Source organism: Agrobacterium sp. GD03872, from assembly GCF_029840625.1.
In the GTDB taxonomy this organism is placed as follows: Bacteria; Pseudomonadota; Alphaproteobacteria; order Rhizobiales; family Rhizobiaceae; genus Agrobacterium; species Agrobacterium fabrum_A.
In genome coordinates, this window is record NZ_JAOCCY010000004.1 from 435,409 (window position 1) to 448,533 (window position 13,125).

Sequence of the window (13,125 nt, forward strand, 5' to 3'; positions counted from 1 at the left end):
TGGAGAACCGCTCATGTGCACCGCTCACCAGCATCACGCCGAAACCACCACGGCACCCGATGATGCAGACCTTTCTTTTCACGTTGAAGACATGACCTGCGGTCATTGCGCCGGAGTGATCAAGGGCGCGATCGAAAAGACCGTTCCCGGCGCTGCCGTGCATGCGGATCCGGCAAGCCGCACGGTCTTGGTTGGCGGCGTCTCCGATGCGGCCCGTATCGCTGAAATCATCACCGCCGCCGGTTATACGCCCGAAGCGCGCAGCTGATCCGAAGAGATACCGGCGGCGCTGCACCCCTGCGACCGCCGGATCGCCCCAGCTGCCCCGCTTCACGCTGAATTATGTGACGGGTTTTGGACGGCATCCGTCCCTCTTTCCTCCCCGATGGCGAACGCCCTCTCCCTTTCAATCAGGGATGACGCAGGAGGTTTTTCCCGATTTTAACCAAGCACATCATCTGCGGATGGTCGCGCCGCGCTGGACGCCGGGCTCAGGGGCAGGTTTTCCAGCCTTCTCACAAAAAGACCCGGCTCTTCCGAGCCGGGTCCCTCTCAATCGGAGCACCATCACACCAACTTACTTCGTCGCCAGATCCTTGGTCATGACAAAATAGTTCAGCGGATGCGGCTTGTAGTTTTCGAGCTTGGCCGAATAGGCATCAAACACGGTTTCGTGGATGAGGAAGACGGAGACGGCTTCGTCATAGATCTTCTTCGCCGCTTCGCCGTAAATGGCGTAACGCTTGACGGGTTCATTGGCCGAATAGGCGGATTTGATCAGCTTATCCGTCTCCGCATTGCAATAATGCGAGATGTTGTAGCTGCCGCCGCAGGTGTAGTCGGCATTCAGGAAACCGGCCGGTTCGGCGACATCGGTGGCGTAACCGCGAGACAGCAGCGCCATGTCGAAATTGCCGGCCAGAAGATCGGGCTCGATGGCGCTGTAATCGGCAACGCGGACATCGACCTTGATGCCGAGTTCCTGCAACTGCGCCTGGATGATCGCCGCAACGTCCTTGAGTTCGGTCTTCGCCGTATAGGCAAGAAGCGTCACCTTCAGGCTGCCGGGCGCAACGCCCGCCTCTTTCAGCAGGTCCTTGGCTTTTTCCACGTCATAGGCGGATTTGGTTTCTTTTGCAGCCCATGGTTCACCGGCCGCAAAGGGCATGGTCGCGCCCTTGACCACGCCCTCATAGATGCTGTCGGCGATACCGCCGGTATCGATGGCGGCCTGGATCGCCTGGCGTATCTTGATATTGTTGAAGGGCGGCTTGGCGTTGTTCAGCAACAGCTCGGTGATACGCGGCGACGGGACTGGTGCGACCTTGACGCCATCGGTCGCTTGGATGGTCTTGACCGTCCATGGCGGCACGAGGCGCGAAACCTGCGCTTCACCGGTTCGGGCCTGGGTGGCGCGTGTGTCGGCATCGGGCACGAAATTGACACGGCCGCCGGAAAGTTTCGGCATACCGCCCCAATAATCGTGGTTGGCCGTCAGGACCAAATGCTGGCTGGGATCGACCTCGGTGATCTTGAAAGGTCCTGTGCAGGTTCCGATCGGATCGACCTTACCGTCCTTATAGGCGGATGGAGCGAGGATGGAGGTGGCGGGGCTTGCCATCTGCGCCGGCAGCAGCACCGATGGTTCGATCGTCGTGATCTTCACCACATCGTCGCCGCCGGCTTCAACGGCGGCGATCAGCTTCGGTGAAAAGGCGCGGGCCGGAACGGGCGCTTTCAGAAGATTGCCGAGCGCATTGATCGCCGCCCTTGCGTCGAGCGGCTCGCCGTTCTGGAACTTGACGCCCTTGCGCAGCTTGAATTCCCAAACCTTGGGTTCGGTCTGCTTCCAGGATTCGGCGAGGCTCGGCTCCAGCTTCATATCGTAACCGACACGGACCAGGCTTTCGAAACAGCCCGCACGCGAGCCGAGATAAGCGTCATCGGACGCCATCTGCCAGCCGGTCTTCACACCGAAATTATCGTCATAGGTAATCGTGGCGGCCTTTACCGCATGCGCTCCAAACGAGGCAACAATGGCGCATGACGCCAAAAGTGCGTGCTTCATCATAGAAGATTCCCCTTTTATTTTTGATGACAACGCTCACAATTCGTATATTTTCACGAAATTTCACTCAATCATTACATAGGCAATAATAATACCCTATGGATACCTCTCGATTATCCATTCGAATATTATCTATTTTACGTTTTGTACTCGGAATTTTATTCCGATATTAATCCGCAAACACACAATTCATCTGTTTTACGGCAACAGAAAACTGTAACTGCGTTGTCCGTCAGCCCAATTCCCGCCAGCGGTGGCAGCGGGCGAAATGCTCCCCGGAAACGCCTTCCAGAACGGGTTCCACCTCGCCGCATATCTCGGTCGCATACTTACAGCGGGTATGGAATTTACAGCCGTTGGGTGGATTAAGCGGGCTCGGCAGATCGCCGTCCAGAAGCATTTCCGGTGCATATAACCCCGTCTCGTCCAGCATCGACGAGGCAATGAGCGCCTTGGTGTAGGGATGTTTCGGTGCCCGGAAAAGCTCCTCCCGGTCGGCTATTTCAACGACACGCCCGAGATACATCACCGCGATGCGATCGCAGAGATAACGCACCACACGCAGATCGTGGGAAATCATCAGAACCGTCAAACCGTGACGGCGCTTCATATCCATCAGGAGGTTCAGGATCTGCGTGCGCATCGAGGCGTCGAGCGCCGATGTCGGTTCGTCGCAGACGAGGAAGCTCGGATTGAGAAGCAGTGCGCGACCTATGACGACGCGCTGCAACTGGCCGCCGGAACACTGGCTCGGATACCGATCATAAAAAGAACCGTCGAGACCAACCTCTTCCAGCATCTGGAAAACCCGCGCCGTGCGTTCCTCGCGCGTGCCGATGCCATGCTGGGCAAGCGGTGCTTCCATGCTCTGGCCGATACGCATGCGTGGATCGAGTGCGGAATAAGGGTCCTGAAACACCAATTGCACAACCCGGCGCATACGCCGAAGCGCCTCGCCCTGCATGTGCAGCATATCGTTCTGCCCGATGCTGACCTCGCCTTTCGTTGCGTGGGTCAGCCGCGTAATCAGCCCGGCAACCGTGCTTTTGCCGCATCCGGATTCACCGACGAGACCAAGCACTTCCCCCTCGCCGATCGTCAGGGAAACATCGTCGACGGATTTCACCACACGGTGACCGAAGCCCGATATGGGATAATATTTGCAGAGGTTCTTCGCGACCACGAAGGGCCGCTTGCCGTTTTCCGCCGATGGCGGGGTCTGTGTCGTTGCTGTCGCTAGCATCGTCGCCCTCCCTCAGCAGACCGTGTGGCTGGCATGATCGTGACCGACCGCCCAGCACCGCGCCTTGCGCCCTTCGGGCAAGGCATTCAGATCCGGTTCCGAGGCCATGCAGCGGCCGCTCATGCCTGCCGAATTGGCAAGCGCGCAGCGCGGATGAAACCGGCAGCCGCAGGACATGTCATGGGCCTGCGCACTGGAGCCGGGGATCGTCAGCAACTGCCCCTCGCTGTCGGTGGTCAACAGCGAACAGCTGATGAGCGCCTTGGTATAGGGGTGCTGCGGCGCCTTGAGGATCGCCTGGGTCGGCCCCTCCTCGACGATGCGGCCGGCATACATGACCGCGATCCGATCCGCGAAAGCGGCGACGACCGAGAGATCATGGGTGATGAGCAGCGTGGCAAGCCGGCGCTTGCGGCGTTCGTCGTCGAGCAGGCGCAGGATTTGTGCCTGAACGGTGACATCGAGCGCCGTCGTCGGTTCATCGGCGATCAGCAACTGCGGATTGCCGGAGAGTGCGGCCGCAATCATCACACGTTGCGCCATGCCGCCGGAAAGCTCATGCGCGAAACATTGCGCCCGCGCCGACGGATCGGGAATGCCGACGTCCGACAAGAGACCGACGACCCGGTTAAGTGCGGCGTGCCGGCTCATTTTACGGTGAATCCAGAGCGGCTCCGCCACCTGCGTCCTCACCCGACTGGTCGGGTCAAGCATGGCCTGCGGCTGCTGGAACAGCATGCTGATATCGGCGCCGCGCAGCGCATCGAGCTCGGAAGATGAAAGAGCGAGAATGTCGCGCCCGGCAAAGGAAATACGGCCGGAATTGATTTCAGCACCCTGCGGCAAAAGCCGCATCAGCGACAGCGCCGTCATGCTCTTGCCCGACCCGGATTCGCCGACGAGAGCGACGACTTCTCCGGCGTTGACGGAAAGCGTCAGGCCCGAAATAACAAACTTGCGGCCATTTTGCGCCGGCACGGAAACGTGCAGGTCCTCTATCTCCAGAAGCGGTGCGCATTCGGGAGACATGGCCGTTTTTGCAAGCGTTTGTCCTTCGATATTCATAAGAGTTCCCCTTATTTTTATTGAATCGGAGGCATTGCGTATTCTTCATGCGGCTTCAGACGATAATACTCTCCTTCCTGTTCCGTTGCGTCATCTATGTTTGACGATCGTCAGATCGACCATTGCCGTTCGCGGGCATCAATGACCGTTGGTTTTCTTAGTTTCCAGGTTCAGGCCATGGCCGATCCACGTCACGCTGAGCGCCGACAGGAAGATCGCCAGACCCGGTGCGATGACGAGAACAGGCATTCGCTCCGCATAGGCCTGCGCATCGGCCAGCATCAGCGCCCAGTCGGCGGCCGGCGGCTGTACGCCGAGACCCAGAAACGACAATCCGCCCACCGTGATCAGCTTGTGGCCAAAGCGCAGGAAAGCCACGGCCGCAATGGGCCAGATCGTGTTGGGAATGATATGCCGGAAGATGATGAAGCGGCGCGTGCAGCCAAGCACCTCTGCCGCGCGGATATATTCGCGGGAATTGATCGAGAGCGTCAGCGCCCGCGCCAGCCGTGCAAAGGGTGTCCAGCCGACGATGGTGAGCGAGGCGATCAGCGTTCCATATCCCGGACCGAAGATGGCGACGAGGAAAATCGCGATCACGACATCGGGTATGGCGATGAGCAGGTCCACGATGCGCATCAACACATCATCCAAGATACCGCGGCTGCGGCCGCTGATGATACCGATGAAGGTTCCGATCACCACCGACAGAATGACGGTGATGGCGGCAATCGTGACCGTGAAGCGGCCGCCGATCAACAGCCGGCTCAAGACATCGCGACCCAGATGGTCGGTTCCCAGCCAGTAGAGGGCGCTTGGCGCGCTCAACCGCAGACGGAGGTTCTGCTTGGCCGGATCATAGGGCGAAATCCACGGCGCGATCACCAGCAGCAGGATGATGACGAGAAAAATCGCCGATCCCGCATAGAAGGTCCAGTGCCGACGGCGGATAAAATCCGTGAACCGGGCGAGGTTCGAGGGGCGCTTGGGCATGATCATCGGCATGGCGGCGGCAGGCGCGCTCGGAAAGTGGCTAATGGTCATGGTGACCTCGCATTGCTGGATTGATCAGGACATAGAGGCTGTCGGCCAGGGTATTGACCAGGATGGAGAGCGCCACGATGCAGATGAAACCACCCTGCAGCATCGGTATGTCGCGATTGACCACGGCGTCGTAGAGAAGCCGGCCCATGCCGGGAATGGCGAAGATCACTTCCACGACCACCGATCCGCCTAGCAGGCCGGCAAGCCACAGGGCGAAGAAGGTGACCACCGGCAGCGAGCCGTTGCGGATGCCGTGGCGCATGACCGTGCCATGCATGCCGAGACCGCGGCTGCGGGCCGCCGTGATATAGGGCGCGCGCAGCACCTCGGCCATGGCCGCGCGCGTCACCTGGGTGAAATAGGCAAGCGGCCGCAGCGTGAGCGTCAGCGCGGGAAGCACCAGCGAACGCCAGCTATCCCATCCGGCTGACGGCAACCAGCCGAGATAGAGCGCGAAGACCAGCGCCGACATGGGCGCAAACCAGTATTCGGGCGTCGCAACGAAGGTCTGGATCATCAGCGTCGCGAAATTATCGAGCCGTCCACCCGGACGCATCGCCGCCAGCGTGCCAAGCGGCAGGGCGACAGCGACCGCGACCGCCAGCGCCGTCAAGGCCAGCGTCACCGACACCCAGAGCGACCGCATGAGCTCGGCTGCGACCGGCTGGCTGCTGGTGAAGGAAAATCCAAGGTCGCCACGCAGCGCGCCCGACAACCATGCGAAATATTGCACATAGAGCGGCCGGTCGAGCCCGAGACTGAGCCTGAGCGCCTCGACCGCGTGAGGATCGAGCGCCGTATCGCGCATGCGCGACATGAGAATGGTGCGAGCCGGATCGCCGCCCGCCATATAAGGCAAAAGAAACGCGATGACGGACACGATCGCCAGCATCAGGCACAGAATAAGGAAGCGCTGTATTATCTGTATCCACATGGCTTGGTCTCCTTCATCGCAATTGGCATCTGCATTGCAACCGGCGCGCGGCTCCCAAAAAGGAACAGCCGCTTATTTCGCCACGCGCTGTAAATCCATAACCGGCCCGGACGTGCCCTTCAGCATGCCGGTGCGTTTGGCTGCAACTGCCACCGGCGCAAAATCGATATCCTCGGCATGGGCGAGATCCTGAATGATCGGGCAATCCGGCTCACCATTGTCGGGGCAATAGGTAGCAAGGTTTCGAAGCGTCTCCGCCATTTCGCGAAGCGTATGCATCTTCGCTTCCAGATCGATGACATGTTCCATGACGATGCGTTTGACATCGCAGGAGGCGCCGCCCGGATCGCGCCAGAGCGTCATCAGCTGTCTGATCTTTTCGATGGAAAAACCGAGATCGCGTCCGCGCCGGATGAAGCGCAGCGTTTCCAGATCATTGGCCGTATAGACCCTGTATCCGGACTCCGTGCGGTTTGCCGACTTGATCAGGCCGATTGTCTCGTAATGCCTGATCATCTTCGCAGAAACACCGGATGCGGTGGCGGCTGTGCCAATATTCATCGATCCTGCTCCTATCTTTCCGGGGTGAAAAACACGTCTGCATGAATGTCGGCGGTGCGCATGCCGCGCGCCAGAAGCTGCGGCACCGTCGCCTCGATCATGGCCGGCGGGCCTGCAATATAGGCTTTCCAGCCATCGAGATCGTCGAAATCATCCGCCACGGCCGCACCGACATAACCGCACCGGATATCGGCATGTTCCTCATGCGAGAGCACCGGAACGAAACTCAGATTGCCATGCCGCGCGGCAAGATCACCGAAACGGTCAAGCATATAGAGATCACGCTCGGCGCGCGCGCCGAAATAGACATGAACCGGTCGTTCGCGACCCGTTGCGAGCGCCGCCTCGACAACCGCCTTGACGGGAGCGAGCCCCGAACCGCCGGCAATGCCGAGGATCGGCCCGCAATGTTTTTCCCGCAGGAACGAAGAGCCGAAAGGCCCGACTATCGTGACGGGGTCACCCGCGCTGGCGAGCGAGAAGATGCGGCCGCTCGTCATGCCGCCGGGAACATGCCGGATGTGGAATTCGATCAGTTCCTCATCCACCCTGCTGGCAATGGAATAATCGCGCGGCGAACAGTCGGGATAAAGCAGGCGCACATATTGTCCGGGCCTGAAGGTAAACTGCCCGCGATCGTCAAGCCGGATGCGGATGAGCTTGATGTCGTGCGTCGCATCCACCGCCTCCGCAACCACGCCTTCAAAGCGGCCGGTCGGAATATCGGCGATCTCATCCGCCCCGGCGAGCCAGCTGATCGTCATGTCGCTCAACGGCACGGCCCGGCAGGCGAGCGTCAGGCCTTCGGCTTTTTCCTCTTCGGTCAAGGAGAAGGGCGTATGCTTGAGAAGATCGATTTCGCCGGAAATGAGATGCGACTTGCAGGCGCCGCAGCGGCCCATGCGACAGCCATGCGGATAAGTAACCCCCGCCGCCAGTGCGGCCTGAAGCACGGTCTCGCCCTCAGCCGCCCTGATGCTGCGTCCGATCTGCGGCAGATAGATTGTGTTGCCAGGCGTCATCATGTCCGCCTCCTATTCGGCCGCTGCGAGCTGCATGCCGGACGATCTGTCCACCAGCGGCGCGCGGAAGCTTTTCAGGCGCAGCGCGTTCGTCAATACAAAGACGCTGGAAAGCGCCATGGCTCCGGCGGCAAGGACAGGCGACAGCAGAACGCCGTTGACAGGATACAATATTCCGGCCGCCACGGGAACGAGAGCGGCATTGTAAGCGAAGGCCCAGAACAGATTCTGGCCGATATTGCGGATCGTGGCCTTGGAGAGCGCGATGGCGTTGGCCACACCGCGCAGATCGCCGGACATCAGCACCACATCGGCGCTTTCAATGGCGACATCCGTGCCCGTGCCGATGGCGAGCCCGACATCGGCTGCCGCAAGCGCTGGCGCATCGTTGATGCCATCGCCGACAAAGGCGACACGTCGCCCGCCGGCGGCAAGCCTCTTGACGGCCTCCACCTTGCCGTCGGGCAGCACTTCCGCCACCACCTCGTCAATGCCGAGCCGACGGGCAATGGCTTCAGCGGTGCGGCGATTGTCACCGGTGATCATCGTGACCTTGAGGCCAAGCGCATGCAGCGCCGCAATCGCCTCCGGGGTCGTCTGCTTGACCGGATCGGCAACCGCGATGATCGCGGCCAGCCTGCCATCGACGGCGGCATAAAGCGGCGACTGCCCTTCCCTGCCCAGCCGTTCGGCATCGTTAGCGAACATCGCGACATCGTAACCGAGCTTGGCCATGAACCGGTCCGCGCCCGCTTCCACCCTGCGGCCGTCAACCATGGCTGCAACACCAAAACCGGGGGTCGCCTCGAAGCCTTCCGCATCGGCAAGTGTCAGGCCGCCATGTTTCGCAGCCTCGACGACTGCTTCGGCAATCGGATGTTCAGAATGGTTCTCCAGCGAGGCGACGAGGCGCAACACCTCATCCGCATCGGAGCCGTCTGTCGTGGTAAAATGCACCAGTTTCGGCTTGCCGAGCGTCAGCGTGCCGGTCTTGTCGACGGCGATCACATCGGCATCGCGGAGCGTCTGGAGCGCATCGCCACGGCGGAACAGCACGCCCATTTCGGCGGCGCGGCCGGTGCCGACCATGATCGAGGTCGGCGTAGCAAGGCCCATGGCGCAGGGACAGGCGATGATGAGCACCGCAACCGCATTGACGAGCGCGAAGGTCAAGGCCGGATCGGGCCCGAACATGAACCAGACGATGAAGGTAGCGAGCGCTGCCAGCATCACCGCCGGCACGAACCAGTTAGTCACCTTGTCCACCAGCGCCTGAATGGGCAGCTTGTCGGCCTGCGCCTCCTCGACCATGCGGATGATCTGGGCGATCAGCGTATCGGCGCCGACCTTGGTGGCGCGGAAGGTGAAAGAACCGTTGCGGTTGACCGTGCCGCCGACGACTTCGGAACCCGCCGCCTTGGTGACCGGCACCGGTTCGCCCGTGATCATCGATTCATCGACATAGGAAGAGCCGCTGAGAACCTGCCCATCGACCGGCACTTTTTCGCCGGGGCGAACGACGATCACATCGCCGGTGCGCACATCCTGCAACGGCACATCGATGGTTTCGCCATCGCGCAGCACGCGGGCGGACTTGGCCTGCAGGCCGACGAGCCGCTTTATCGCCTCGCTGGTGCGGCCTTTGGCGCGCGCTTCCAGAAAACGTCCGAGAAGGATGAGCGTGACGATGACCGCCGCCGCCTCGTAATAGACATTGGCCGTGCCGCTCGGCAGGATTTTGGGCATGAAGGTTGCGACAACCGAAAATCCCCAGGCGGCGGCGGTGCCCAGCACGACGAGCGAATTCATGTCCGGCGCCAGCCGCAGAAGTGCGGGTATGCCCTTTTTGAAGAAGCGCAGGCCGGGCCCGAACAGAACCAGCGTCGTCAGCGCAAATTGCAGATACCAGCTTTCCTGCATGCCGACCGTTTCCATCACGAAATCATGGATGGCGGGCACCAGATGCGATCCCATTTCCAGCACGAAAACCGGTAGCGTCAGAACAACGGCGACGGCGAGGCTGATTTTGAGGCTGCGCAGTTCCGCCTCGCGCTTGTCCTGCTCTCCATCCCTGGCTTTGTCGGCGACAACCTCATTCGCCTTATAGCCCGCCCGTTTGATGGCATCCGAAAGGTTGGCCGCAGAGGCGGCGTTGCCGGCAACGCGGACGGTGGCGCGCTCCGTCGCCAGATTGACGCTTGCACCGGAAACACCGGAAACGGCCTTCAACGCCTTTTCGACACGTCCGACGCAGGAGGCGCAGGTCATGCCCTCAATATCGAGTTCGATGGTTTTCTCTTCGACGCCGTAACCGGCCTGCCGCACAGCCTCGATAACGGCCGGCACATCCGGCGGCCCGGAAAAGGAAATGTCGGCACGTTCCGTTGCCAGATTGACCGAAGCTTTCAGAACGCCCGGTACCCTGGCAATTGCCTTTTCCACGCGGCCGACACAGGAGGCGCATGTCATGCCATCGATCGCAATCTGATGGCTCGCCCGGATCTCCATTTGTGACATGCGCATGATCCCTCTTTTCTTGTGTTAAAAAAAAGATAGGGCTTCCCATCGTGGCAAGGTCAATAGGGTCTTTCGGGTGATTTTCACGGAAAAGTGCCGCCTGCGTGGTCAAGCTCATTTTTTAGGCGACCCTGCGGGTGTCAGCGCGATCTATGCTGAAAAACCAGAAAATCCGGCATAAAATCCCTTTAAATGCCGGGAAACCGCAGGGAAGCGAAAAAGAAAATTTTAATCAGGAGGTATGGTACGGACGGCGGGACTTGAACCCGCAAGACCAATGGTCGGCAGATTTTAAGTCTGCTGCGTCTACCGATTTCGCCACGTCCGCATTGCCGCGCCCTGCACCGTTGCAGTCAAGTCGCAGTAAAAAACCGTCATCGTTCAGGTGGCCGGCACAAAGCCGATCCCAAACACGACCGCGCCTCATCTACACAGGCCGGGCCGTTTCGGTCAACGGGGCCTCAGCCACACCAGGACTGATTTTTTGCCGATGCCGGATGGGCGAGCCCTTCCCGCACGAGTTGATCGGCGAAGGAGACGCCTGAACGTGAAAGCCGTTTGCGTTCCGTGGCTTGCCCAGCCGCATCGCCGGAAGACGCCACATCGAAGGCGCCGGCATTCAGCATCTCGCGAAGCCTGACCTTCGCAACGAAGCCACGCTGGCGCTCTTCCATGCAGCGCGCCCGGTCGATCTGCGGTACCTCGATGCCGGCGAGCTGGGTCTTCACGCCTTTCATCCAGAAGGTATTGCCGTCTGCCACGCAATTATTGAGGCCGGAGCGGCCGCAGAAGGCGAAGGCGCCGCTTTTTTCGCCGAGTGAGATTTTTTCGACCGAAGGGCGGGTTTCCGGCAGGATAGCTGCGACCTGGCTCGGCTGCGAGGCGGATGGCATGGCGATCGGGCGCGGCGGCACTGGCCCGTTGCCGGGCAGAGCCGGCGATGCGGGGCGGATGGATGCGACTTTCTCTGCCGTTACAGCATCGCGTTTGGCGGCTGTCGCAACTTTCGGGGAATTCGTGGTCGCCTTCGCAACTTGCCGCTGTGGCATAAGGCTGTCACGATGTTCGTAGGCCTGAATGCCGCCGGCAACGACGCCCAGCATCAGCACCCAGGGCCAAACGCTGCCGCCACCCGATTTCTTCGCCGTGCGGCGTCGTGCTGTCGATTTTCGATTGCTCACGATCGAACTCCTTTTTACGGAGCCGCATTATCGGCCAAAGGAGTTTCCGAAAGGTTGGCATTGCCGGGCGTTTTCGTTTTTCAGAGAAGCGGGAAAACGCCCTAACCCCTTGTTTTCTCGATTTCCCGAATGGAGAGCAGGCAAATGAGCTGTGGATAAACGCTCAGCGAACCTGATCGAGAAGGCGCTTGCATTCGAGGAGATCGAACAGGGCTTCCTGCAACAATGCCTGATCGTCCTTGCCGATGCTCGACTTGCCGACCGATATTTCGGCGTCGCTGCCGCCGCCGCCGAAGCCGAAAAAACGGCCGCTCGGCTTGGCTTTCGGACGGCCGACCACCTCGTCGCCATCGGTATCGATGACGCGCGGTTCGGCGACTTCCTTTTCACCGCTCGCCGCCATGATGGCTTCCATGGTCGCGAGATCGCCGGAGGCGATTGCCGCCACGAAGCGGTTGCCATTGGCTTTCAAAAGCTTCTGCACGCCCTTGATGGTGTATCCATGGTCATAAAGAAGGTGACGAATGCCCTTCAGGAGATCGATATCGTCAGGACGGTAATAACGGCGGCCCCCGCCCCGTTTCATCGGCTTGATCTGCGGAAAGCGTGTTTCCCAGAAACGCAGCACATGCTGCGGCAGGTTCAGCTCATCCGCCACTTCACTGATCGTCCGAAACGCGTCGGGGCTTTTGTCCAAATTTCCACTCCCATCCGAACCGGAGCGCCATGCATCCGGCCGGACACTGAACGAGAACGCTTTTCACTCGCTGGTCAAACACCACGCAAAGTCAGTTCCGACCCCGCGCCGATGCCGTTACGGCGAGATACAAATCACTAAAATTGATTATGATGTGAGTCGACCGGATTTCAACGGCTTGCACGTTGAAATTCAAGTATGTTCACAAGAAGAATGGGGAAAAAGGCTTGCGATATGGCAAAAAAGGCGTATCGCCTGGGCCTTGAGAGCAGGATTATGCCCCGGCCTTCTGGCCCTTCTGCTTGGCCTTGCGGGCCGTATGGGCCTTCAGAATGCGCTGTTTCAGCACGTTAGAGGCCTTGAAGGTCATGACGCGACGTGGGGAAATCGGAACTTCCTCCCCCGTCTTCGGGTTGCGGCCGATACGCTCGTTTTTTTCCCGGATCTGGAATGTCGCGAAGGACGAAAGCTTGACGACTTCACCGCGGGTGATCGCGTTGCATATTTCGTCGATGATCGTTTCGACCAGTTCGGCGGATTCGGTGCGGGACAGCCCGACTTTACGAAACACAGATTCTGCAAGATCTGCGCGTGTCACTGTCTTCCCGGCCATTTTTCCCCACAAACCGTGTCTGAACTCTTCTCTAGGAGCCGCCGAGATTATTTCCCTTGTGGCGACCGGTCAAGGGATTGTTCCAGATTCATTTGAGGCTTTCGGCAATCAGTGCAAGGGCTTAGAGCGACTGATACGGTTTTGACACAGGGTCGGGTCGCTCCGGCGCGTCTGATCGGG

12 protein-coding genes and 1 tRNA gene are annotated in these 13,125 nt (G+C 60.1%); 1 reads left to right on the top strand and 12 read right to left on the bottom strand.

What is annotated here, in order from left to right; genetic code table 11:
• Positions 1-13: 13 nt before the first annotated feature.
• Complete coding sequence (locus N5D22_RS13185) at positions 14-268, top strand: heavy-metal-associated domain-containing protein (RefSeq protein ID WP_279655399.1); 255 nt, start codon at positions 14-16, stop codon at positions 266-268.
• Positions 269-577: 309 nt separating this feature from the next.
• Here N5D22_RS13185 and N5D22_RS13190 read toward each other — a convergent pair whose 3' ends face one another.
• From N5D22_RS13190 to N5D22_RS13245, 12 genes are all read right to left on the bottom strand, one after another.
• Positions 578-2,071 carry an ABC transporter substrate-binding protein gene (locus tag N5D22_RS13190; RefSeq protein ID WP_279655400.1) on the bottom strand — a complete coding sequence of 498 codons (1,494 nt, stop codon included), beginning with the start codon at positions 2,069-2,071 and terminating at the stop codon, positions 578-580.
• Positions 2,072-2,300: 229 nt separating this feature from the next.
• Positions 2,301-3,311 (bottom strand): ABC transporter ATP-binding protein, encoded by a 1,011-nt coding sequence (locus tag N5D22_RS13195; RefSeq protein WP_279655401.1) that lies wholly within the window; start codon positions 3,309-3,311, stop codon positions 2,301-2,303.
• A gap of 12 nt (positions 3,312-3,323) precedes the next feature.
• A complete protein-coding gene (locus N5D22_RS13200; protein WP_279655402.1) occupies positions 3,324-4,376 on the bottom strand; it encodes an ABC transporter ATP-binding protein in 1,053 nt (350 codons plus the stop codon).
• A gap of 138 nt (positions 4,377-4,514) precedes the next feature.
• Positions 4,515-5,420, bottom strand: a complete 906-nt coding sequence (locus N5D22_RS13205; protein ID WP_279655403.1) for an ABC transporter permease — start codon at positions 5,418-5,420, stop codon at positions 4,515-4,517.
• Positions 5,410-6,354, bottom strand: a complete 945-nt coding sequence (locus tag N5D22_RS13210; protein WP_279655404.1) for an ABC transporter permease — start codon at positions 6,352-6,354, stop codon at positions 5,410-5,412. The genes N5D22_RS13205 and N5D22_RS13210 overlap by 11 nt, the downstream gene beginning before the upstream one ends.
• A gap of 72 nt (positions 6,355-6,426) precedes the next feature.
• Positions 6,427-6,915 carry a Cu(I)-responsive transcriptional regulator gene (gene cueR / locus N5D22_RS13215; protein ID WP_279655405.1) on the bottom strand — a complete coding sequence of 163 codons (489 nt, stop codon included), beginning with the start codon at positions 6,913-6,915 and terminating at the stop codon, positions 6,427-6,429.
• 11 nt (positions 6,916-6,926) lie between these two features.
• Positions 6,927-7,937, bottom strand: a complete 1,011-nt coding sequence (locus N5D22_RS13220; protein WP_279655524.1) for a 2Fe-2S iron-sulfur cluster-binding protein — start codon at positions 7,935-7,937, stop codon at positions 6,927-6,929.
• Positions 7,938-7,949: 12 nt separating this feature from the next.
• The gene (locus N5D22_RS13225) at positions 7,950-10,454 is read right to left on the bottom strand and encodes a heavy metal translocating P-type ATPase (RefSeq protein WP_279655406.1); all 2,505 of its coding nucleotides are present in this window, start codon (positions 10,452-10,454) and stop codon (positions 7,950-7,952) included.
• Between the two features lie 242 nt (positions 10,455-10,696).
• A tRNA-Leu gene (locus tag N5D22_RS13230) sits at positions 10,697-10,782 on the bottom strand.
• A 133-nt stretch (positions 10,783-10,915) separates the two neighbouring features.
• Positions 10,916-11,635 carry a nuclease gene (locus N5D22_RS13235; RefSeq protein ID WP_279655407.1) on the bottom strand — a complete coding sequence of 240 codons (720 nt, stop codon included), beginning with the start codon at positions 11,633-11,635 and terminating at the stop codon, positions 10,916-10,918.
• A gap of 163 nt (positions 11,636-11,798) precedes the next feature.
• Positions 11,799-12,332 carry a MerR family transcriptional regulator gene (locus tag N5D22_RS13240; protein ID WP_279655408.1) on the bottom strand — a complete coding sequence of 178 codons (534 nt, stop codon included), beginning with the start codon at positions 12,330-12,332 and terminating at the stop codon, positions 11,799-11,801.
• 274 nt (positions 12,333-12,606) lie between these two features.
• Positions 12,607-12,945, bottom strand: coding sequence for an integration host factor subunit alpha (locus N5D22_RS13245; RefSeq protein ID WP_003502236.1), 339 nt, complete (start codon positions 12,943-12,945; stop codon positions 12,607-12,609).
• Positions 12,946-13,125 lie beyond the last annotated feature (180 nt).

Excerpts from the sequence above, each read along its gene's own strand:
- cueR (WP_279655405.1), bottom strand. The coding sequence starts at position 6,915 with ATGAATATTGGCACAGCCGCCACCGCATCCGGTGTTTCTGCGAAGATG.
- N5D22_RS13210 (WP_279655404.1), bottom strand. The coding sequence starts at position 6,354 with ATGTGGATACAGATAATACAGCGCTTCCTTATTCTGTGCCTGATGCTG.
- N5D22_RS13220 (WP_279655524.1), bottom strand. The coding sequence starts at position 7,937 with ATGACGCCTGGCAACACAATCTATCTGCCGCAGATCGGACGCAGCATC.
- N5D22_RS13245 (WP_003502236.1), bottom strand. The coding sequence starts at position 12,945 with ATGGCCGGGAAGACAGTGACACGCGCAGATCTTGCAGAATCTGTGTTT.
- N5D22_RS13225 (WP_279655406.1), bottom strand. The coding sequence starts at position 10,454 with ATGTCACAAATGGAGATCCGGGCGAGCCATCAGATTGCGATCGATGGC.
- N5D22_RS13195 (WP_279655401.1), bottom strand. The coding sequence starts at position 3,311 with ATGCTAGCGACAGCAACGACACAGACCCCGCCATCGGCGGAAAACGGC.
- N5D22_RS13185 (WP_279655399.1), top strand. The coding sequence starts at position 14 with ATGTGCACCGCTCACCAGCATCACGCCGAAACCACCACGGCACCCGAT.
- N5D22_RS13190 (WP_279655400.1), bottom strand. The coding sequence starts at position 2,071 with ATGATGAAGCACGCACTTTTGGCGTCATGCGCCATTGTTGCCTCGTTT.
- N5D22_RS13205 (WP_279655403.1), bottom strand. The coding sequence starts at position 5,420 with ATGACCATTAGCCACTTTCCGAGCGCGCCTGCCGCCGCCATGCCGATG.
- N5D22_RS13200 (WP_279655402.1), bottom strand. The coding sequence starts at position 4,376 with ATGAATATCGAAGGACAAACGCTTGCAAAAACGGCCATGTCTCCCGAA.